The following is a 21,398-nucleotide window of genomic DNA, read 5'->3' on the forward strand; positions in this document are numbered from 1 at the left end:
AACGTCGCCTGGCGTCGCGTCTTTTTCGTCGCTGCGCACCTCCCCCGTTCTGTCCTATCCTGTGCGAACCACGCGGCGCGCGACGCGCGTTGCGCCTCGACACAGGAGCATCGATGCCGAATCACGCCGAAGCCACGACGACCCAGGCGCCGCAAGTCGCGCCTGCTGCCCCGACCCCAGCGTCGGGCCCCGCATTCATCGCACCCGAAGCCGATCCGCAGGCACTGGCGCGCAACAACCAGTACGTGCTGAAATCCGGCAACGCGTTCGTGGTCGGCGACGCGCTCGGCGACATCGGCGGTCATGACGACGGCCTGTTCGTCGACGACATGCGCGTGCTGTCGAAATGGCGCCTGACGTTCGGCGGCCGCGCGCCGTCGCTGCTGTCGGGCGCGACGAGCGCCGATAACGCGTCGTTCACCGCCCACCTGACGAACCGCCCGCTGCCGCCGCTCGGCGGCCACGAGACGCCCGAGGGCGTGATCCACATCGAGCGGATGCGCGTGCTCGCGGGTGACGTGCTTTACGAAGCGCTGACGCTGACGAACTACGGCTCGAGCGAAGCCGAAGTGCCGCTGTCGGTGTCGTTCGCGGCCGATTTCAAGGACATGTTCGAGGTGCGCGGCACGCAGCGCCCGAAGCGCGGCACCGTGGCGGCGCCGCGCGTCGACGCGGGCGCGGTGCGGCTGCGCTATGACGGCCTCGACAGCGTCGAGCGCAACGTGACCGTGTATTTCTCGCCGGCGCCCGATGCGCTGTCGGTCGATCGTGCCGATTACACGCTGACGATCGCCGCACAGGCATGCGTGTCGATCTACCTGACCGTCGATGCGACGCTCGGCCCGGTGCGTGAAGAGGAGCCGGGATGCGGCCGCGTCGCGCTGCGCACCGCGCTCGTCGGCGTGCACCGCGAAATGCGCGCGCGGCGTGAATCGATGGCGCGCGTGAACACCGGCAATCCGCTGTTCGACGCGTGGCTCGACCGCTCGCTCGCGGATCTCGGGCTGCTCACGACACAGCTCGACACGGGGCCGTACCCGTATGCGGGCATTCCGTGGTTCTCGACGCCGTTCGGCCGCGACGCGGTCATCACGTCGTTGCAGATGCTCTGGCTGCAGCCGGCGCTCGCGCGTGGTGTGCTGCGGTTCCTGGCCGAGCACCAGGCGCGCGAGACCTCCGCGTTCCGCGATGCGGAGCCCGGCAAGATCATGCACGAGTTCCGCCGCAGCGAGATGGCCGCGACGGGCGAGGTGCCGTTCGCGCTGTACTACGGCGGTGTCGATACGACGCCGCTGTTCATCGTGCTCGCGGGCGCGTATGTCGAACGCACCGGCGACGATGCGCTGATCGACGAACTGTGGCCCGCGCTCGAGCGCGCCGCGCAATGGGTGATCGACAAGTGCGACCGCAATCCTTACGGACTGCTCGATTACCAGCGCACGTCGGAGCGTGGTCTGGCGAACCAGGGCTGGAAGGACAGCCACGATTCGGTGTTCCATGCGGACGGCCGCTTTCCGGACGGGCCGATCGCGCTCGTCGAAGTGCAGGCGTATGCGTGCGCGGCGCTCGATGCGATGTCGACGTGCTCGCACCGGCGCGGCCACGCGGCCGACGCCACGCGCTACGCGTTGCGCGCGAAGACGCTGCGCGAGCAGGTCGACGCGCTGTTCTGGATGCCGGAAGGCGATTTCTACGGCATCGCGCTCGACGGTCATGGCGACCTGTGCCGCGTGTTCGCGTCGAACGCGGGCCACCTGCTCGCGTTCGGGCTGCCCGACGCCGAGCGCGGCGCGGCGGTCGCCGGCGTGCTCGGCTCGGCGCTGTTCCAGACGGGCTGGGGCATCCGCACGCTCGCGGCCGGCCAGCCGCGCTTCAACCCGATGGCGTATCACAACGGCTCGGTATGGCCGCACGACAATGCGCTGATTGCACGCGGCCTCGCGCGCTACGGCGACAAGACGGCCGCGGTGAACCTGCTGCGCGCGCTGTTCGAGGCGGCGGTGAGTTTCGAGATGCGCTTGCCCGAGCTGTTCTGCGGGTTCCCGCGCCGGCGCGGCGAGCCGCCGACCGCGTATCCGGTCGCCTGCCTGCCGCAAGCGTGGGCTGCCGGCGCGCCGTTCATGATGCTGCAGGCCTGCCTCGGCGTGAGCATCGATGCGTCGCGCCACGAGGTGCGCGTCGAGCGCCCGACGCTGCCGGAAGGTGTCGACTGGCTGCGGATCGACGCGTTGCACGTCGGTGACGAAACCGTGTCGCTCACCTTCCGCCGCGTCGACGGCCAGGTCGTCGCGTCGGCGGAGCAGCCGGGCCGCGTGAAGGTGGTCGCGGTGCTGTAGTGCGGCGCCGCACGAACGTTGCGCGATGTCGCGCCACGTTCGCGCGACGCGGCATAGAATCGTGACATGACCCTTGAACGATGGCGGAGGTAGACGATGACGACCGACAACCGGCCCGACGACGGCGAGCACAAGCTCGAGAACCTGGAAGCGGCGGTCGACCACCTGCACAAGTCGATCGAATCGCAGAGCATCGCGGTCGGCGCGGCGAAGGGCATCCTGTTCAGCCTGATCGAAACGCTCGGCGCGCTGATCGGCGATCCCGACCTGCCCGAGCACGCGCGCTCGGGTTACGAGGCGCTGCGCGACAAGGCGAGCGAGCTGCGCGGCGGGCTTGACCGGCATTGATGCGCGGATGGCGCCGGCGCTGGCCTTACGGGCTGCACCGGCGCTGCCCGATTCCGCAGACGAAGCACAAAACCCCGTGCGCTCAACGAGTTAGGTGTCCGATGCGCAGGATATCCACAAGCTTGCCAACACAATCTGTGGAGAACCGGCCGGCCCCGGGCCGGGTGTGCGGCGCGTGCCGTGCGAAAGCGCGTGCGCTGCCACGCGGTTGACCGCGCAAGGTCCGCGTAATGAATCCCCTTTTGGATCAGCGTGTTACGCGTCGCATTGGAGGGATATCCACAGGCTTGCCAACATATTCTGTGGATAACTTGCAATCGATTGCGTCGCGACAGTTGAGGATCGGGCCGCCGGGGGACCGGCTCGCGAAGCCCGTGCACACGGGCTGCCCGATGTCTGCGTCGGCGCGCTAATTCGTGCGCGATCAAGGGCTTAGGCCCCGGGTACCCAGGATATCCACATCCTTGCCAACATTTTCTGTGGACAAGCAGGGCCGTGTCATTCGGCCTGCGCCGTGGCGGCCGCTTCGGCCACGATCCAGTCGCGAAAGAGCGTCATTGCCGGCGTGAGCGGCTTCGACTTCAGCGAGGTGAGCCAGTAGCCGCCGGCGCGCACGTCGATGTCGAGCGGCCGTGCGAGCAGCCCGAGCTGCAGTTCGCGCGCGAACATGCACGCCGGCGCGAGTGCGACGCCCGCGCCCTGCATCGCGGCCTCGACCATCAGCCGCGACGAATCGAACACGGGCCCGTTGACCGCCCACGGTGCGAGCTGCGCGGCATCGAACCAGCCGAGCCATTCGTCGGTGCGGTACGAGCGCAGCAGCGTTTCGTTCGCGAGATCGGCCGGTTGCGCGAGGCGCCGTGCGATGTCCGGCGCGCACAGCGCGGTGAGCGGTGCGTCGAGCAGGCGCTCGTTGCGCGTCGCCGGCCAGCTGCCTTCCCCGAAGCGGATCGCGAAGTCGAGGCCCTCGGCGGCGAGATCGACGACGTTGTTGTTGGTCCGCAGCCGCAGTTCGACGAACGGGTGCGTATCGCCGAACTGCTTCAATCGCGGCATTAGCCAGCCTAGGGCAAAGGTGCCGACGACGCCGAGCGTCAGCACCTCGCGGAAGCGCCCGCCGTCGAACTGCTTGAGCACCGTCTCGATGCGGCTGAACGCGTCGCTCAGTACGGGTAGCAGCGCGCGCCCCTCGTCGGTGAGCCCGAGCCCGCGCGGCAGTCGTGTGAACAGCGTGCAGCCGAGCCGCTCCTCGAGCGAGCGCACCTGCTGGCTGACCGCGGCCTGGGTCACGCTCAGCTCAAGGCCGGCGCGCGTGAAGTTCAGGTGGCGCGCCGACGATTCGAACGCGCGCAGGGCATTGAGCGGAAGATGAGGGCGGAGCTTGGTCATAAGAATTTCTTTTGTCAGCGCTCAATTATCGTTGCTTGTCAGGCAACCGTAAAGTCACGATAGTGCTGTCTCGGCGGCCGGCCGTTTTCAACATCGATTCGCCTCCATTCCATCACGAGACAACCGACATGACCTACTCATCGAAACGTCGAACCCTGTTGCTGGCCGTCGCGACGGCGCCGCTGGTTCTCACCGTCACCGCGTGCGCGTCGCGGCAGGCCGCCGCGCCGGACGAGGCAACCGCCGCGGCCGCGGCTGCGGCGGCGGCCGTGGCGCCCGCTGCCGCCGGGCAAATGCTGGCCGAGCTCGAAAGCAGCGTGGGCGGCCGCCTCGGCGTGTGCGCGATCGACATCGCGAGCGGCCGGGTCGTCGAGCATCGCGCGGACGAACGCTTCCCGTTCTGCAGCACGTTCAAGGCGATGCTGAGTGCGGCGGTGCTCGCGCAGAGCGTCGAGCGCCCGGCGTTGCTGCAACAGCGCGTGACATATACCAGGGCCGACCTCGTCAACTATTCGCCGGTGTCGGAGAAGCATGTCGACGAAGGCATGACGGTCGCCGCGCTGTGCGAGGCCGCGATCCAGTACAGCGACAACTCGGCCGCGAACCTGCTGATGAAGCTGCTCGGCGGCCCGTCGGCGGTGACGGCCTACGCGCGCTCGATCGGCGACGACACGTTCAGGCTCGATCGATGGGAGACCGAACTGAATACCGCACTGCCGGGCGATCTGCGCGACACGACGACACCGGCCGCGATGGCCGCGAGCGTGCGCGTGCTGATGCTCGGCGATGCGCTGCCGGCCGCGCAGCGTGCGCAGCTCGTGACGTGGATGCGGGGCAACAAGGTTGGCGACAAGCGGCTCCGTGCGGGCGTGCCGGCCGGGTGGACGGTCGGCGACAAGACGGGCACCGGCGACTACGGGACGACCAACGACGCGGGTGTCGTGTGGTCGCCGTCGCGTGCGCCGATCGCAGTGGCCGTGTACTACACGCAGGCGCGTGCCGATGCGCGCGCGAAGGACGACGTGATCGCATCGGTCGCGCGCATCGTGGTCCAGGCACTCGGTTGAGACGTGCGGTGCGGCGTGCGTGACGCGATGCGCATGCACGCCGTGCCGCACTCGTGACCCGCGCGATCAAACGTTGTGCGATCAACGACTTAGGTCACGCATGCTCAGGATATCCACATGCTTGCCAACAAAAATTGTGGACAAGCCCGTGCGCGGCCGCGCACGGCGTGGCGCGGGCCACCGTGCCGCATTTGAAGCGGGGCGGACAAAGTCTTTCGGATCAAGCGCTTGCCCGTGGTATGCGCAGGCTATCCACACGCTTGCCAACACAATCTGTGGACAAACCGCCTTGCCCGCGCGGAAGGCGGCCCGTCATGTGGCGAGACGGCGTGCGGGCGGCACTTTGCGGGCCGCGTGCCGCATTTGAGGCAGCGCGGACAAAGTCTTTCGGATCAAGCGCTTGGTCGCGGTATGCGCAGGCTATCCACATGCTTGCCAACACAATCTGTGGACAAGCCTGGCGGCCGCGATGGCGATGGTCAGGGCTGCCGATCGTCGACCGTGGGCCAGCGCACGAACGCGAACACCCACAACATGACGAAGTTCAGGACCGGGACGAACATCGTCAGGATCCACCAGCCCGAATGCCCGGTGCGCCGGACGATGCGGACGTACGGATAAATGACGACGGCGACGAGCACGAGTGAGACGACCAACTGCCACGCGGTGAAGTGTTCCATGACCTTCCTCGGAGTGAAGTGTCGGGCGGAGCGGCCGGCCCGTTGAGCCGTCGCGCGGAGCCGGCGATGCGCGGCCGCGTGCGGCTCGCGTGATCTTGACGCGTGGCTGGCGCGAGCGTCAAGGCGAGGGCGGTGCGCGTCTGTCGCACGGGAGCGTCCGCATGCACGCCTGTCCGGGCTGCACGTTGCCGCAACCGTGACGCGGCGCATGAACCGCAGGCCGATCAACGAGTTAGCGCAGCCTTGCGCAGGATATCCACAAGCTTGCCAACAAAATCTGTGGGTAAGTGGCGCAGCGCATGGCTGGCGCGTGTGCGCAGGCTGCGACGTGCGTCGTCGTGGCGTCGTGATGCGAAGTGCGGCGCAGCGGTGTGTACGGCGGCCGTCACCGGGGCCTCGTCTGCATCACGCGTGCCAAAGTCCATCGGATCAAGGGTTTAGCGTTGCGGTGCGCAGGATATCCACAAGCTTGCCAACATTTTCTGTGGAGAAGTCGGGGTGCGCCCGCGACGCACGGGACACCCGCGAATGCCACGTGTTGCCGCGATTCGGGCGTGCACTCACGCAGTGCAGATACCGGCCACGCCGACTTTCTGGAACAGGTGCGGGCTCGCGACGGCGGACGACGGATAGGCCGACAGCTTGGCGACGAACTCGGGATGCGTGAAGGCCGCGCGAAACGCTTCGGTCGATTCCCAGATCGCGTAGTTCAGGTAAGTCGGGCTGTCGCCGAGCGCCCGATGAAGCTGGGTCGAGATGAATCCCGGCTGCTGCTTCATGAATTCGGCATCGTCCTTCCACACGGCGAGAAAGTCCGCTTCGTCGTCGGGAGCCAAAGTGAACACGTTGACGAGGACGACCGGCTCCGCGTCGATGCCGATCTGTTGCTGGATCGGAAAGGCCGGATCCATCGGCTTGAAATGAGGCATGGGAACTCCTTCGGGTAGGGGTGAGGGGGTGATTGAGCGCTCACGTCGGTGCATCGGCGCCATGCGCGCTGGACATCGCTGACAGAACGCGGATCGCCGCGTCCAGGTCAGCCGAACTGAAGTCGCCGGCGATGTCGCGGACATGCCGTTGCCATTGCTCGACCACGGCCTGATACGCCGCATCGCCGCGAGGCGTCAGCGCGTACAAGGGGGAGCGCTTGTGTGCCGGATTGGGTAGCGACTCGACCAGCCCTTCGTCGGTCAGCACGTTGATCTGCTTCAGCACGGCCTGCCGCGTGATGCCCATTGCGTCGGCGATCTGCGGGATGTTCGGGGCAACGGGTGCCATCGCGATCGCGCCCAGTACCTGCCAGCGCGCGCTGGTCAGGCCGTGCGGGCCGGAAAAGGTGTTGCCCCATTCGATCAGCAGGCCGTTCAACCGGAATACGGACAGCGCGACGGCGGTCAACTTCGCGGATTTCGTCATGTTCGATACGCGTGATGAATTGACAACTACTTTACGTATTAGACAACTAGTTGTCAATTAGACGAATGCACGTCACTGAACGGGGCCGGGTAGGTAAACTGGCGACGCGATCCGGCACCGGTAACATTTGCCGCGCCGGATTGCAGGCCAACAATAAGGAACCTGGAGAGAAATCAGTGAGAATGATCTGGAAAACGATCGCCGTGCCGTTGATCGCGGCGGTATGCGGCACGAGTGCATATGCCTGTCAGCCAGCCTACCGTCACACCGAGTATTTCGGCGAGAGCGCCTACCTGAGTGACGAACTTCGCGACAAGGTGATCGACGACATCCGTGCCAATCACTACACGATCATCGAATCGCAAATCGGCTTGCTGTTCTTCCCGATCGTCAGGAAGGGCGACGTGATCTACCTCGGCAACGAGCCGATCGCAACGGGAAAGGACTCGTTCTGGTACCTCGGGCAGGGCTATTACCAGTTGAACGGTCAGCTCTATTACATGGGCGAACGTGTCGGTGCTTTCCCGAGCGGCGGGACTGTCGTCATTCATGTCGAGGATCGCACGCGTCCGCAGCCGGATGACTATCCGAAAGGGCGTATGTATTGCCGCGCGAAGCATCACGCCAGCATTCTCGAAACCTCGACCGGCCTGCGGGTCGAGCAGATCGTTGACGACAATTGAGCGGGGTGGGTTGCGTGGCCGACCGGGCGCGGTGCATCACGCATCGGTTTGCAGCCGCATGGCGCATTTGCCGCGCAGCCCTGACAAACCCTTTCCGATCAATGGCTTGGTGCCGTTAATGGAACGTTGTCCACAAGCTTGCCAACACAATCTGTGGAAAAGCCGCGCGTCGTGAGTCGTGAGTCGCGCGGCGTCAGGCCGGCAGCGGAAAACGCACCGTGACGGTCAGCCCGCGCCCGCCGCGCGTCGTGCCGAGCGCGACCGTCGCGCGATGCTGTTCGGCGATCCGCTTGACGATCGACAGCCCCAGCCCGCTGCCCGACGACGTGACGGCCTGCGCGCCCTCGCCGCGGTAGAAGCGCTCCCACACGTCGGTGCGTTCGCCTTCCGGGATCCCGGGGCCGTCGTCGGCGACTTCGAGCACGGGCGTCGTGCCGTCGATCCGCGCGGACACGTCGACACGCGCGCCGTCGCCCGCATAGCGGATCGCGTTGTCGACGAGGTTGTTCAGCAGCACGCGCAGCGTGTCGGCATTGCCCGAAGTCATCACGGGCGTCGACACGATCGCGCCGAGATCGATCCGGTGCGCGTCGGCGACGCGCGTCCGATCCGATACCACCGACCGGCACAGCGCGGCGAGATCGACGGGCGCCGACGCGGAGGCGGCCGCCTGCGCATCGGGTTCGAGGCGCGCGAGCGTCAGCAACTGCTCGGCGAGGTGGCCGAGGCGCGTCGTGCCGGCATGGATCTGCGCGAGGATGTGCTCGCGTTCCTCGGCGGTCGACGCGCGCCGCAGCAACTGCGACTGGATCGACAAGCCCATGATCGGCGTGCGCAATTCGTGCGCGGCATCGGCGATGAAGTGCCGCTGCAGCGTGAACGAGCGGTCGAGGCGCGCGAGCAGGTCGTTGATCGCTTCGGCGAGCGGACGGACTTCGTTCGGCATCGAGCCGACGTCGACCGGCTCGAGATTGTTCGCATTCCTGCGTTTGAGGCCGGATGCAATCGTGCGCAGCGGCCGCAACCCCGCGCCGATGCCGAACCACAGGCCGATCGCGAGCAGCGGCAGCATCGAGAACACGGGCCACAGCAGGTGCACGGCGATGCCCGCGATCGCTTCCCATCGCGCATGGCGCGCCTGCGCGAGCCGGATCGTCGTGCCGCCGCGTTCGGTCACATAGGTGCGCCAGGGCTGGCCGCCGACGTCGACGCTCGCGATGCCTTTCTGCGCGGGCGGCGGCAGGTTCGAATCGCGGTCGGTCGAATACACGAGCGTGCCGTTGCGCCAGACCTGCAGCAGCACTGCGTCGGGGTCGCTCGCCTCGAAACCGTGCTTGCCGTTGGCGTGGTTGCTGAACGACAGCTCGCCGTTCGGGCCGACGACGATCTGCCTCGACATGCTGCGCATCTGGTCGTCGAGCAGGTCGTCGAGCTCGCGCAACGCGCCCCAGTAGGTGCCGGCACTCGCGACGAGGCCGATCACGCACGCGGCCGGGAGCAGCCACATCAGCAGGCGCCGCCGCAGCGACGCGTTGCGCCAGCGCGCGACGGCTTGTTGCACACGCGTCATGCGCCGTCACCGATCCGGTAGCCGACGCCGCGCACCGTGCGGATCATGTCGTGGCCGAGTTTCTTGCGCAGGTTGTGGATGTGCACCTGCACGGCGTTGCTTTCGATTTCCTCGCCCCAGCTGTACAGCCGCTCCTCGAACTGTTCGCGCGAAATCACCGCGCCGGGGTCGCGCATCAGCTCGTGTAGCAGCACGAACTCCTTCGGCGACAGCGTGACTTCGTCGTCGCCGAGCCAGACAAGGTGCTTGACGGGGTCGAGCCGCAGCGGGCCGATCGCGAGCGTCGTCTGCGCGCGGCCCGCGTGGCGGCGGTTGACCGCGCGGATGCGGGCGAGCAGCTCGTCGAGCTCGAACGGTTTGACGAGATAGTCGTCCGCGCCGCTGTCGAGGCCCGCGATGCGGTCGGGCACGCCGTCGCGCGCGGTGATGATGATCGCGGGCAGGTTTTCGTCGCGGCGGCGCAGCGCGGCGAGCACCGACAGGCCGTCGCGGTTCGGCAGCCCGAGATCGAGCAGCAGCAGGCCGTAGCCGGTCGCGCGCAACGCGAGCGACGCGGCGTCGCCGTCCTTCACCCAGTCGACCGCGAAGCCTTCCTGTTTGAGGCCCTGTTCGAGCCCGCTGCCGATCAGCGGATCGTCCTCGACGAGCAGTACGCGCATGGATTCGTGTCTCTTCAACGGGGCGCTACGGCGCCCGGGGTTCCCATGATAAGCGCGCGTGCCTTAGCGGGAGCTTAAACACGGGCGCCTCGATGCGTTGGCGCACCGGATCGATGCGACCACGCGCCGCTTCGGGTCGATCTTCAGGTTTGCTTAATCTTACGCTCCGTAATCTCGGGCCGTCGCGTTCAAACGGAGCGCGGCACACGACCAAAATCGGAGGAACAAGACCATGAAACACCTGACGAGAATCCTGGCGGTTGCACTCGCCGTGCTGCCTGCCGCCGTTTACGCGGAATACACCGGCCCGTCCACGCTGACCACGACGACCGTGAAGGACCTGCTCGCGAACGGCAAGGACGACCAGCACGTGCAGTTGCAGGGGCGCATCGTCAAGCATGTCGGCGGCGAGGATTACGAATTCGCCGATGCGACGGGCACGATCCGCGTCGAGATCGACCACAAGCTGTGGGCGGCCGGCCAGCCCGTCAACGACAAGAACGACGTGAAGGTGACCGGCGAATTCGAGCGCAAGTGGTCGGGCAGCGTGAAGGTCGACGCCGATCACGTCGAAGTGCTGCGCTGACCGGTGCGCGCGGGGCCGGTGATACCATGGACGACCGGTTCCCGTTCCCACCAAGATGGCCGCCAATTTCGACGAACTCGCGTCCCGGATCCGGGCGCAATTTTCCGAGCTGAGCCCGCAATTCCAGGCGGGCGCTGCCTTCCTGCTCGATCATCCCGACGAAGTCGCCACCTCGTCGATGCGCAAGGTCGCACAGCGCGCGCAGGTGCAGCCCGCGTCGCTCGTGCGGCTCGCGCAGCAATTCGGCTTCCCCGGCTGGAACGAGCTGCGCGACCTGTGCGTCGCGCGTGTGCGCACGCGCCCCGAGCCGCTCACGCAGCGGGCACGCTCGCTCGTGCGGCCCGACGCCAAGGCGTCGCTCGCGCACGACCTGCTCGCCGCGCAACAGCACAACCTGCAGGCCACCGCCGCGCAGAACGAGCACGCGCTCGCCGATGCCGCGAAACTGATCCGTAAGGCGTCGCATGTGCACGTCGCGGGGTTTCGTTCGTGCTACCCGGTCGCGTTCGGCTTCGTGTACGGCTACCGGCTGTTCCGCCCGACCGTGTCGCTGCTCAACGGCGTTGCCGGCTCGCTCGAAATGGAGCTGCGGACGATCGCGAAGCAGAGCGTGACCGTCGTCGTCAGCTTCGCCCCGTATTCGGCGGAAGCGACGCGCGTTGCGCAGGCTGCGAAGGCGCAGGGCAGCCGGATCGTCGCGATCACCGACAGCGCGGTGTCGCCGATCGCGCTGCACGCGGATGCGCAACTGATCTTCACGCACGACAGCCCGTCGTTCTTCCCGTCGCTGGTGGCCGCGCACGCGATGGCCGAAGCGCTGGTCGCGCAATTGCTGGCGCTTGAAGGCAGCGATGCGATCGCCGCGCTCGAGCGCACGGAAGCGGAACTGCACGCGAAGGGCGCTTACGTCGTCTGACGCGGGACGTGCGGCTTCAACCGTTCCTCATTCACGATTCAACCGGACTCGACCGATGACGTTCACATACGAGGTGACCGACGCGGGCGACGCGAACGTTCGCAAGCAGATCGTCGCGCCGCTCATCCGATTCAACGAAAGCCAGGCGGGCCCGAACGACTTCCGTTCGCTGGCCGTGGTCGTGACCGATGGTGAAGGTGCGGTGGTCGGTGGCCTGTGGGGCAGCACCGCGTACGGCTGGCTGCATGTCGACCTGCTCGTGGTGCCGGAGGCCGCGCGCGGCCAGGGCGCGGGCACGCGCATCATGGATCTGGCCGAGGCGGAAGCCGTCGCGCGCGGATGCCACGGCGCGTGGCTCGACACGTTCGACTTCCAGGCGCGGCCGTTCTACGAGAAACGCGGCTATGTCCGCTTCGGCGAGCTGCCGGACTATCCGGTCGGGCACACGCGCATTTTCCTGACGAAGCGGCTCGCGGGCTGAGCACCGCCGCATGGAACGGCACGGTTGACGAGGTCGCCGGCCGTCGCCTAGGATACCGGTCAGCGATGCAGGTCGCTTCCGGGTCCGCGGAAAGGGTTGAACCCACCTGTCGCAGCAAATCGAGTCTTCCTCCTGTCCTTTGTGCTGGCGGTATTGCGGACCTTCGGCCATAACTGCACGAGGATTCGCATGAAAAAGCTGCCTCCCAAGGCCAATTCCGATCATCTGAAAAAGCAGGCCAAGGCATTGTTGCGCCTGTACCGGCAGGGTGACGCCGATGCCGTCGCGCGCTTTGTCCGGTTTCTCCCCGCCGCCGCGAACCGCACACACGACGAAGCGCTCGCGCTCGGGCTCCGGTTGCACGACGCGCAGTCCTGCATTGCGCGCGAGTACGGTTTCGCATCCTGGGCCGATCTCGGCGCATTCGTCGAAACGCATGCGCTTGCGGGGCAACAGCGGTCGCAGTTGATCCGGCGCTGGCTCGACCTCGCGTACGGCGGCGACGTGACCGGCGGTTTCGACGCGGCCCGGCCGCGCGTCGCCGCGCAACTGCTGCTCGACCGGCCCGATCTCATTACAGGCGATCCGACCGTCGCATGCGCGGCCGGCGACCTCGACGCCGTGAAGGCGGCGCTGGCCGCCGATCCCGGATGGATCGCGCGTGCCGGCGGCGTGCTGAAGCTGCCGCCGCTGGTCGCCGTCACGCATTCGCGGCTCGGGCAGATTCCCGAGTTTGCCGCCAGGCTGCGCGCCTGCGCGCGTCATCTGCTCGATGCCGGCGCCGATCCGAACCAGCGGATCGGCAACCGGTTTCCGCCGGCCTCGCTCGCCGCGCCCGACGAAGCGGGGCCGCTGTCGGCGCTGTACGGCGCCGCGGGCGTCAATCGCGATCCGGCTCTCACCGCGATGCTGCTGGAAGCCGGCGCCGACCCGAACGACGGCGAATCGCTGTATCACTCGTTGGAAAATCCGGCCTGTACGCGCCTGTTGCTCGAACACGGCGCGCGGGTGGGCGGGACGAATGCGTTGCGGCGCGCATTCGACATGCGCGACGCGGACGCGCTCGAACTGCTGCTCGCGCATGGCGGCGACCCGAACGAGCCGCCCGGCGCGGGGCTCGCGCAGACCTGGGGCGCGCCGTTGTTGCGGGCGATCGGCGTGCGCTGCTCGGCGCGTCACGTCGCCGCGCTGCTGGCGGCCGGCGCCGATCCCGGCGCGCGGACCCCGGCTGGTGTCAGTGCGTACCGGCTGGCGATGCAGACCGGGCTGCCCGATGTCGCGGCGTTGTTGCGTGGGGCGGGCGCGGATGAGACGCTCGACGCGGAGGACGCGTTCGTGGCGGCCTGCGCGCGCGCCGATGCCGACGATGCACGGCGCATCCAGGCGCGGCATCCCGAACTGCCCCGCGCGCTGCCCGGCGAGCGGCTGCGGCTGCTGCCGGATGCCGCCGCATGGGGTTCGGGCGACGCGGTGAAGGTCATGGTCGAACTGGGCTGGCCGATCGCGGCGCGGGGCGGCGACTGGGACGCGAGCGCGCTGAATCACGCGGTGTTTCGCGGCGATGCGGGCTTGCTGGCGTTCCTGCTCGCGCACGGCGCGAGCTGGCGCGACATGCACGGGTTCGGGAGCGACGCGCTCGGCACCTTGTCCTGGGCATCCGTCAACGAACCGGAGCATGTCGGTGCTGCCGACTGGGAGGCTTGCGCGCGGGTGCTGCTCGCGCACGGCGTGCCGCAAGCCGCGCGGGATCCGTCGAATCCAGACGGCGTGCTGATCGACGGTCGTGCGATGCGTTTCTCCGAAGCCGTCACCGACGTGCTGCTCGGCATCGACGGCGGGCCACCCGCAGCACCGTGACCGCGGGCCGGCAACGGACGGGCGGCGGCGCCGGCCCGCTCGTTGCCGGCTGCCGGTGCGGAATCGGCGCACCGGGTTTTTCCTGTCGCGCGGCGACATTTTGGTGAACGCTGAAACGTCGTGTGCACGACCGGCGTAAGCTCAGCCGTCAACTTCCTCCTGGAGCCCGCGATGACCCGTTCCGATCTTCAAGCCCGCCAAGCCGAAGCCTTCCGCGCACTGCACGCACGAGCCGGCGCCTTCATCATCCCGAACCCGTGGGACGCCGGCACCGCGCGCCTGCTCGCGATGGCCGGCTTCGAGGCGCTCGCGACCACGAGCGCCGGCTACGCGTTTTCGAAAGGCCGGCCCGACTATGCGATCGACCGCGACGAGATGCTCGATCACATCGCCGAGATCGCCGCCGCGGGCGGCCTGCCCGTGAGCGCCGATCTCGAGAACGGCTTCGGCGATTCGCCCGACACGGTGGCCGAGACGATCCGGCTCGCGGCCGAGGCCGGCGCGGTCGGCGGCTCGATCGAGGATGCGACGGGCCGCGCCGACGCGCCGATCTACGCGCGCGAAGCGGCGATCGAGCGCATCGCGGCGGCCGTCGACGCGGCGCGCGCACTGCCGTTTCCGTTCACGCTGACCGCACGCTGCGAAAACTACCTGCACGGCCGCCACGACCTCGCCGACACGATCGCGCGGCTCGTCGCCTATCGCGACGCGGGCGCCGACGTGCTGTATGCGCCGGGCATCACCGATGCGGACGAAATCGCGGCGGTGACGCGGGCGGTCGGCGCTCCGGTGAACGTCGTGATGGGGCTGCAGGGCGGGTTACTGAGCCTCGATGCGCTGGCGGCGCTCGGCGTGAAGCGCGTGAGTGTCGGCGGCGCACTGGCGCGGGCCGCGCTCGGCGCGTTCCTGCGCGCCGCGCAGGAGATGGCGCAGGACGGCACGTTTACGTTTACGCAAGCTGCCGTGCCCGGGCGCGATATCAACCGCTGGTTTGCGTCGCCGGATAATTCACCGGTTTTATTCGAGGAATGAGCGTAATTAAATCGTGGGATCGTTCCCAGTTGAAATTTTAATTGACAATAATCAACCGATTCCGCGTCAGAATTAAACGTCGGTGACGACGCAAAATACATCGTCTATTCTCCGCATTCCGCCCGATCGCCCGGGTCCGGCGCGCAAGCTGCGCCGGTTCGGGTGACCGGTGCCCGCCACGCGCGTCGATGCCGCGCATTGTTGCATTTTCCCGGTCAGTACATTTTTAAAAAGGGGAGTTGCCGGCCGGATTTTTGATTGATAATCTGCGGCACGTTCGAATGAACGGTTGGTGGGCCGCCGGGAATATCGATATATAAAATGCTGAGAGAGCGATGACGAACCGAGAAAATCAACGCGTCAGGTTTCGAGTCGGCGATGTCGTGACGCTGAAGACGGGCGGGCCGCGCATGACCGTGACCTATGCCGGGCCGGTCGTATTCGACGACGGCGACTGGCTGATCTGCCAGTGGTTCGACGAAAACGGCGAATTCCGGCAGGAAATGTTCCCTCACGACACGGTGGTGCCCGAGCCGCGCGCGATTTCGGCCGGGCGCGTACGCATGCGCATGCAGTCGCATCGCTACCGGTCGGCCGCCTGACATTCACCTGACGTCGCGATGCGGCTGCACGCGGCGCCCGTTCCGCGACATTTCACACCAGCCCGAAACATGCGGAGGCATGCGGCGCCGATACTGTCCGCATGAACCCGACCGATCCCATCGCAGCGGTCACGCACCGCGATCCCTATCCCTACTATGCGACGCTCGTCGACGGGCCGCCGCTCGCGTTCGACGCCACGCTCGGCCTGTGGGTCGCGAGCCGTGCGGCCGCCGTGACGGCCGTGCTCGGCCATCCGGCCTGCCGCGTGCGCCCGCTGGACGCACCCGTGCCACCCGCATTGCGCGGCACGACGGCCGGCGCGCTGTTCGGCGAGCTGGTGCGCATGAACGACGGCGCGTTGCGGCACGACGTGCCGAAGCAGGCGCTGCGCACGGCGTTCGCGCCGATCGACACGGCTGCACTGCATGAGCGTGCCACGCAGCTTGCCGAGCGGCGCTTGCCGGCGCCGGGCGATGCCGGCGCGCTGAACACGTGGTGCATGACGGTGCCCGTCTGCGCGGTAGCCGATCTGCTCGGCTTCGACGAGACGCAGCTCGACGCGATTGCGGCGCAGGTCGTCGACTTTGTCGCGGCGCTGTCGCCGCTGTCCGATGCCGCGGCACTGGCCCGCGCGAGCGACGCCGCGCGGCAGTTGCTCGACCGGATGACGGAGCGCGTCGCGCAGACGCATGCGCACGACGGCACGCTCGTCGCCGCGGTGCAGCAGGCGGCCCGTGCGTCGGGCTGGCAGGCGGGCGGCGCGCTGGTCGCGAATCTCGTCGGGCTGCTGTCGCAGACCTGCGAGGCAACCGCCGCGTGGCTCGGCAATGCGCTGGTGGCGTGGAACGGGGAAACGGGCCCGGAAGCGGGCGCCGCGCGCGTCGTGCCGGACGATGCCGCGCTCGACGCGTTCGTTGCCGAAGTCGGTCGCTTCGATTCGCCGGTGCAGAACACGCGCCGCTTCGTCGCATCGCGCACGACGATCGAAGGCGTGACCGTCGAAGCCGGCGACGCGATCCTCGTCGTGCTCGCCGCGGCGAATCGCGACCCGGCCGTGCATCAGGATCCGCACCGGCTGATGCCCGGCCGCGTAGCCGGGCCGAATTTCGGTTTCGGCACGGGGCCGCATGGCTGCCCGGGCGAGCGGATCGCGCGGGCAGTGACAACGGGGGCGTTCGGCGCGTGGCTGCATGCGGGCGGCGGGCCGCGGCACGACGGGCTCGCGTGGCATTACCGCGCGTCGACCAACGTCAGGATGCCGAAGTTCGACGCAGCGGCGTGAGCGGGAAAGAGGGACTTAACGGCAGCCTTGCTTTTCCGCCCATTGCTCCTGGGCGGCAACGCGGCGCTGCACGCGTTCGACGAGACCGGTCGAAAAGGTCCGCATGCTGACGCCGCGGCGCTTGGCGAGGATCGTCTGCGCGACATCGGCGCGCGGGTTCGGCTGGCAAGCCCAGTACAGCGTCATCAGCCAGCCGATGCCGGTCCACCCGAACAGCGCGTTGAACATCGCGACCGTCAGCTTGTCGTGCCGGCCACGCCGGTCGGCAATGACCGCCGGCAGAAAATAGATCGCGATCGCGGCCACGGAACCGGCCACTTGAATCAGGACTGCGTTCTGCATGTTGCTGCTCCATCCGAACTGCAATGGAGCCGATTGTCGCGCTTTTTCCGTTCGCGTGCAGGCCGTGCTCAGGCAATTGATTGTTGCGATTTTAATGACGATCAACTGGCCTCGGCGTTCGCCGGCTGCACTTCGTTGCTCAGCGCGAAACCTTCGTCGAGCCAGCCCGTCACGCCGCCGATCATCAGCTTGACCGGCCGGCCGAGGCGCGCGAGCTGGATCGCTGCGCGCGCGGCGCCGTTGCAGTGCGGGCCCGCGCAGTAGACGACGAACAGCGTGCCGGCCGGATAGCCGGCGAGCTTGCTCTCGATGATCTTGCGGCGCGGCAGGTTGCGCGCGCCGGGTACGTGGCCGGCGGCGAATTGGTCGGGGCCGCGCACGTCGAGCAGCACGAAATCGGGCGCACCCGACGCGAGCGCGTGGTGCACGTCCCAGCAATCGGTCTCGAATCGCAGCGACGCCTCGAAATGCGCGAGGGCGGCGGGGCTGTCGGCGGCGGGCACGTCGGTGACGTAGGACATGAGCAGGTTCTCCTGAAGGTTGCGCAGAACACGATGGAATGAAGGGCAGTATCGCGGTTTGGCGGCCGTCGCGGCAGTGGCGCGATCGACAAGTTCCGGTAACATCGCGCCATGCACAATCATCTCGTCGTCGCGCTCGCCTACGATCGCCTCTGCACCTTCGAGTTCGGCTGCGTGGTCGAACTGTTCGCGCTCGAACGCCCCGAACTCGGAGTCGACTGGTATCGCTTCGCGGTCTGCGCGAGCGAGCCGGGGCCCGTGCGCGCGGCGGGCGGCATCACGGTCGCCGCGCCTTATCGGCTCGCGACGCTCGATCGCGCCGATACCATCGTGATTCCCGGCTGGCGCGATCCGGACGAACCGCCGCCGGAGCCGTTGCTGAAGAAACTGCGGGCCGCGCATCGCCGCGGCGCACGGCTCTGCTCGATCTGCTCGGGCGTGTTCGTGCTGGCCGCGGCCGGCGTGCTCGACGGCCTCACGGTGACGACCCACTGGCGCTATGCGGAGAAACTGCAGGCGCGTTATCCCGCGCTGCGCGTGAATCCCGATGCGCTTTACGTCGACGAAGGGCAGGTGATCACCTCGGCGGGATCGGCGGCGGGTCTCGACATGCTGCTGCATCTCGTGCGCCGCGATCACGGCGGTGCGATCGCGAACCGGGTCGCGCAGCGTCTCGTGCTGCCGCCGCATCGCGACGGCGGGCAGGCGCAGTTCGTGCCGCGCCCGGTCGCGCCGGGCGGCACCGACCGGCTCGCGAAGCTGATCGACTGGATGCGTGCGCACGCGGCCGAGCCGCACACGCTTGCGTCGCTCGCCGCGCAGGCCGCGATGAGCACGCGCACGCTGCAGCGTCAGTTCGCGGACGCGACGGGAATGTCGCCGCTCGCGTGGCTGATCCGCGAACGCGTGAACGTCGCGAAGGACATGCTCGAAGCGCATCCCGCGCTGTCGCTCGCGCAGGTCGCGGCGCGCGCCGGGTTCGGTTCGGAGGAGTCGCTGCGCCGGCATTTCCGGCGCGTCGCGGCGACGAGCCCGGCCGCGTATCGGCGCGGGATGGATCGTGGCGTAAGATCGCAGGACGCTTGAGCGCCGCGCATCCGCACGGTGGCGGCTTTCGTACCCGGCGGCGTATCGCCTGGCCGGGGCATTCCGGACGAAAGCGGAATAAACCAACAACATGACACTCAGAGAGAACCTCGGATTCGGCTTCATGCGCGATGACGCGCACGTGTATTGCCATGACGGCCCGTTGCGGGACCGCGCCGGCAACCTCATCGAAGGCATCGTGATCGACGGCTTCCGACCGTTGTCCCAGTATCTGGCGACGGACGGCGTGCGTGCCTATGCGTGCACGTTCACGTGGTTGCGCTTCACCGTGCTCGACGTCGACGCCGCGACGTTTCGACGGCTGGACGAATCGCATGCCGTCGACGCGAACCATGTCTACTTCCAGAATCGCAAGCTCGCCGGCGCGTCGCCCGCGCGCTTCCGGTTGCTGAACGATGCATGGGGGCACGACGACCGCTACCTGTATCACTACGGCAAGCGCATGCGCGGTGCGGATCCCGCGACGCTGCGTTGGGTCGGCGCGTATCTGGTCGATGCGCAGCGGGTCTGGTATGGCGGACGGGAGCTCGAAGGCGCCGATGCGGCGAGCTTCGTCAGCGCGGATGAAGTGGCACAGGATCTCGCGACCGACCGGGCGCGGCCGTACCGTTACGGGCACGCGGCCGATCCCGGCTCGCGCGAGAAGTGGGAGCGCGACTGGTCACCGTTTTTTGCCGCGCATCCCGAACTGCAAGGCTACTGGTGGCACACGCTGGCTGGACAGGCTGCCGCAGACACGCCGGCGAAAGAACTTGGCGGCGGGTACCGGGTAGTCGGCAACAAGGTGTACCTGCACGACTTGCCGCTGCTCGAACCGGATGCGGCGACGGTCCGGTGGCTCGGCGACTCGTTCATCGCCGATCGGTCGCGACTCTACTCATACGCGACGTACCACAAGGGCTTTCTCGACGGCGGCCCGCTTCCGGGCGACCCTGCCCGGTGGCGACATCTGGCCGGGCCGTGGTATCAGGCCGGCGACCATTGCTATCGGAAGCAGTGGCGCGGTCATTCGGAAGCCGCGAAGGTCGACGGTGAGACATTCGAAGTCCTGAACGATACCTACGCGAAGGATCGCAATGGCGTGCTGTGCATGCTGGTCCGCAAGCGCGGTATCGACCCCGCCCGGATCGAAGTCGTCGGCGACTACTATCTGCGCGATGGCGCGCGGTTGTTCTATTTCGGCAAGGAAGTGAAGGCCCGGTTCGATGGCGCGACCGCGGAATTCATCGGGCCCGGCTTCCTGCGTGACGGTGAGGGGCGGTTGCTGCACGACAACCAGCCGTATCGGCGCGGTGTCGATGGGGCGACGCTCGCGTTCCTGTCCGAGTATTTCGCACGGGATCGTGCGCGGGTCTACGTCTATTGCAACGGCGCCGAACTCGTGCCGCTGCCGGGCGTCGAGCCGGCCGGCTTTCGCCTCGAACAGCCCGATCTCGGCACGGACGGCCGCCGTCGATATGCCTATCAGGCGTGGCTGGCTGCGTGGCGCGCCCGGAATCGAACGCCGATGCCCGACTACGTGCCGCCGGATTACGTGGCGCCGGAAGCGGGCGCGCAGGCCGAAGCCGCCCCGGTGCATGAATCGGTATCGGCGCATGACGCGTCGCGGTCGCCGCTTGCCGGGGCGGTTGCGGCCCGGCGTGCGTGCGTGCTCGAATGGACGCGCGACGAGACAGGTGACGTGCGCCTGGTCGTGGCCGGAGAAGGATTCTGCGACATCTGGGATCTTGCGCAACGGCGGGTGGTCGCGTCGTTCGAACTGCCGCGTCCGTTCGTGCCGGACGAAGCGGACGCGAGTGCCACGGACAGACTGCGCAACGTGCCGGTGAGCGCATCGGCCGATGCGGCGCTGTCGACGCTGATCGTCGCGTACTGGGACAACACGGCGCTCTACCGGGTCGACGCCGCGAGCGGTACGGCTAACGTGTGCTGGCGCGCCGAAGGCCCGTACGACGATCTGGAACGGGTCCATCTGTCTCCCGACGCGCGCGAAGCGTGGGTGCGCATCCGCAACCGGCTCTATCGCGTGCCGCTCGCCGACGGCGGCACGCTCGACGTGCTCGATTACGACATGGCCGACCTGCGTTTCCAGGATGCGCCGTTCGCGGTGAGCGCGGGCCGGCATCGCCGCGCATTCGCCCGCGATGCGGCGCTGACGGTGCGCACGGATGGCGAAGCCGATTGCGAATTGCCGGGGGCGGACAATGGCTTCCCTTGCGCGTTTTCCGACGACGGTGCTCGCGTGCTGGCGCGCGACGCGAAATTCGTGTTGCGTGAGTTCGATGTCGGCAGCGGCAGGCGGCTCGCGTTGCATCGTGGCGGCTGGTGCGAGCGCAAGTGGTTCAAGAGCCAGGCCGGCTGGATCGGCGGGCGCCCCGTGTTTGTCGGCCTGCCGATGGGCGGGCGGGGCGAGGTCGACATCTGGGATGTGCTCGACAACCGGCTGCTGTTTCGCATCGAGGCCGCCGCACGCGTGCCCGAGCCGGACGCGGGCTGACACGGTCGCAACGCTGCGGTCGGTCG

The 21,398-nt window shown here is 67.9% G+C and carries 21 protein-coding genes; 13 read left to right on the top strand and 8 right to left on the bottom strand.

Features of this window, described 5'->3' with window-relative positions; all coding sequences use genetic code 11:
* Positions 1 to 113 precede the first annotated feature (113 nt).
* Together HAV18_RS26270 and HAV18_RS26275 are read left to right on the top strand one after the other, a co-directional pair.
* Positions 114 to 2,336 (top strand): amylo-alpha-1,6-glucosidase, encoded by a 2,223-nt coding sequence (locus HAV18_RS26270; protein ID WP_166961881.1) that lies wholly within the window; start codon positions 114 to 116, stop codon positions 2,334 to 2,336.
* A gap of 96 nt (positions 2,337 to 2,432) precedes the next feature.
* Positions 2,433 to 2,684, top strand: a complete 252-nt coding sequence (locus tag HAV18_RS26275) for a hypothetical protein (RefSeq protein WP_006482135.1) — start codon at positions 2,433 to 2,435, stop codon at positions 2,682 to 2,684.
* A 498-nt stretch (positions 2,685 to 3,182) separates the two neighbouring features.
* Here HAV18_RS26275 and penR read toward each other — a convergent pair whose 3' ends face one another.
* Entirely contained in the window at positions 3,183 to 4,073 is an 891-nt protein-coding gene (gene penR / locus HAV18_RS26280; protein WP_166961884.1) for a beta-lactamase transcriptional regulator PenR, read from the bottom strand.
* Positions 4,074 to 4,201: 128 nt separating this feature from the next.
* Here penR and blaPEN-bcc point away from each other — a divergent pair, with 128 nt between their 5' ends.
* Complete coding sequence (blaPEN-bcc, locus tag HAV18_RS26285) at positions 4,202 to 5,140, top strand: PEN family class A beta-lactamase, Bcc-type (RefSeq protein ID WP_166961886.1); 939 nt, start codon at positions 4,202 to 4,204, stop codon at positions 5,138 to 5,140.
* Positions 5,141 to 5,619: 479 nt separating this feature from the next.
* Here blaPEN-bcc and HAV18_RS26290 read toward each other — a convergent pair whose 3' ends face one another.
* The 3 genes from HAV18_RS26290 to HAV18_RS26300 all read right to left on the bottom strand — a co-directional run bounded on the left by HAV18_RS26290 (position 5,620) and on the right by HAV18_RS26300 (position 7,236).
* On the bottom strand, positions 5,620 to 5,820 hold the full coding sequence (locus HAV18_RS26290) for a DUF805 domain-containing protein (RefSeq protein ID WP_166961889.1): 201 nt from the start codon (positions 5,818 to 5,820) through the stop codon (positions 5,620 to 5,622).
* A gap of 560 nt (positions 5,821 to 6,380) precedes the next feature.
* A complete protein-coding gene (locus HAV18_RS26295; protein WP_166961891.1) occupies positions 6,381 to 6,749 on the bottom strand; it encodes an antibiotic biosynthesis monooxygenase in 369 nt (122 codons plus the stop codon).
* A gap of 40 nt (positions 6,750 to 6,789) precedes the next feature.
* The gene (locus tag HAV18_RS26300) at positions 6,790 to 7,236 is read right to left on the bottom strand and encodes a MarR family winged helix-turn-helix transcriptional regulator (protein WP_166961894.1); all 447 of its coding nucleotides are present in this window, start codon (positions 7,234 to 7,236) and stop codon (positions 6,790 to 6,792) included.
* A 65-nt stretch (positions 7,237 to 7,301) separates the two neighbouring features.
* Between HAV18_RS26300 and HAV18_RS26305 the strand changes: the two genes are divergently transcribed.
* Positions 7,302 to 7,919, top strand: coding sequence for a hypothetical protein (locus HAV18_RS26305; RefSeq protein WP_166961896.1), 618 nt, complete (start codon positions 7,302 to 7,304; stop codon positions 7,917 to 7,919).
* Between the two features lie 193 nt (positions 7,920 to 8,112).
* Here the strand turns inward: HAV18_RS26305 and HAV18_RS26310 are convergent, their stop codons facing one another.
* Positions 8,113 to 9,489 carry an ATP-binding protein gene (locus tag HAV18_RS26310; RefSeq protein ID WP_166961899.1) on the bottom strand — a complete coding sequence of 459 codons (1,377 nt, stop codon included), beginning with the start codon at positions 9,487 to 9,489 and terminating at the stop codon, positions 8,113 to 8,115.
* Positions 9,486 to 10,148 carry a response regulator gene (locus tag HAV18_RS26315; RefSeq protein WP_021159887.1) on the bottom strand — a complete coding sequence of 221 codons (663 nt, stop codon included), beginning with the start codon at positions 10,146 to 10,148 and terminating at the stop codon, positions 9,486 to 9,488. Before HAV18_RS26315 ends, HAV18_RS26310 begins: the two co-directional genes overlap by 4 nt.
* A 232-nt stretch (positions 10,149 to 10,380) precedes the next feature.
* Between HAV18_RS26315 and HAV18_RS26320 the strand changes: the two genes are divergently transcribed.
* From HAV18_RS26320 to HAV18_RS26350, 7 genes are all read left to right on the top strand, one after another.
* Positions 10,381 to 10,734, top strand: coding sequence for a YgiW/YdeI family stress tolerance OB fold protein (locus HAV18_RS26320; protein WP_166961901.1), 354 nt, complete (start codon positions 10,381 to 10,383; stop codon positions 10,732 to 10,734).
* A gap of 55 nt (positions 10,735 to 10,789) precedes the next feature.
* Positions 10,790 to 11,650 (top strand): MurR/RpiR family transcriptional regulator, encoded by an 861-nt coding sequence (locus HAV18_RS26325; protein ID WP_166961904.1) that lies wholly within the window; start codon positions 10,790 to 10,792, stop codon positions 11,648 to 11,650.
* Positions 11,651 to 11,705: 55 nt separating this feature from the next.
* Positions 11,706 to 12,131 (top strand): N-acetyltransferase, encoded by a 426-nt coding sequence (locus tag HAV18_RS26330; RefSeq protein WP_166961906.1) that lies wholly within the window; start codon positions 11,706 to 11,708, stop codon positions 12,129 to 12,131.
* A gap of 189 nt (positions 12,132 to 12,320) precedes the next feature.
* A complete protein-coding gene (locus HAV18_RS26335; protein WP_166961908.1) occupies positions 12,321 to 13,988 on the top strand; it encodes an ankyrin repeat domain-containing protein in 1,668 nt (555 codons plus the stop codon).
* Between the two features lie 171 nt (positions 13,989 to 14,159).
* The gene (locus HAV18_RS26340) at positions 14,160 to 15,020 is read left to right on the top strand and encodes an isocitrate lyase/phosphoenolpyruvate mutase family protein (RefSeq protein ID WP_166961911.1); all 861 of its coding nucleotides are present in this window, start codon (positions 14,160 to 14,162) and stop codon (positions 15,018 to 15,020) included.
* A 335-nt stretch (positions 15,021 to 15,355) separates the two neighbouring features.
* Positions 15,356 to 15,622 (top strand): YodC family protein, encoded by a 267-nt coding sequence (locus tag HAV18_RS26345; protein WP_011354382.1) that lies wholly within the window; start codon positions 15,356 to 15,358, stop codon positions 15,620 to 15,622.
* 101 nt (positions 15,623 to 15,723) lie between these two features.
* Positions 15,724 to 16,905, top strand: a complete 1,182-nt coding sequence (locus HAV18_RS26350) for a cytochrome P450 (protein ID WP_166961914.1) — start codon at positions 15,724 to 15,726, stop codon at positions 16,903 to 16,905.
* A gap of 15 nt (positions 16,906 to 16,920) precedes the next feature.
* Here HAV18_RS26350 and HAV18_RS26355 read toward each other — a convergent pair whose 3' ends face one another.
* Complete coding sequence (locus tag HAV18_RS26355; RefSeq protein WP_166961917.1) at positions 16,921 to 17,247, bottom strand: superinfection immunity protein; 327 nt, start codon at positions 17,245 to 17,247, stop codon at positions 16,921 to 16,923.
* A 101-nt stretch (positions 17,248 to 17,348) separates the two neighbouring features.
* A complete protein-coding gene (locus HAV18_RS26360; RefSeq protein WP_166961920.1) occupies positions 17,349 to 17,768 on the bottom strand; it encodes a rhodanese-like domain-containing protein in 420 nt (139 codons plus the stop codon).
* A gap of 111 nt (positions 17,769 to 17,879) precedes the next feature.
* Here HAV18_RS26360 and ftrA point away from each other — a divergent pair, with 111 nt between their 5' ends.
* A complete protein-coding gene (gene ftrA / locus HAV18_RS26365) occupies positions 17,880 to 18,854 on the top strand; it encodes a transcriptional regulator FtrA (protein WP_166961923.1) in 975 nt (324 codons plus the stop codon).
* A gap of 91 nt (positions 18,855 to 18,945) precedes the next feature.
* Positions 18,946 to 21,372: a DKNYY domain-containing protein gene (locus HAV18_RS26370; RefSeq protein WP_166961926.1), complete on the top strand. Its 2,427-nt coding sequence runs from the start codon at positions 18,946 to 18,948 to the stop codon at positions 21,370 to 21,372.
* Positions 21,373 to 21,398 lie beyond the last annotated feature (26 nt).

It is taken from the genome of Burkholderia sp. D-99 (assembly GCF_011605345.1).
Classification (GTDB): domain Bacteria; phylum Pseudomonadota; class Gammaproteobacteria; order Burkholderiales; family Burkholderiaceae; genus Burkholderia.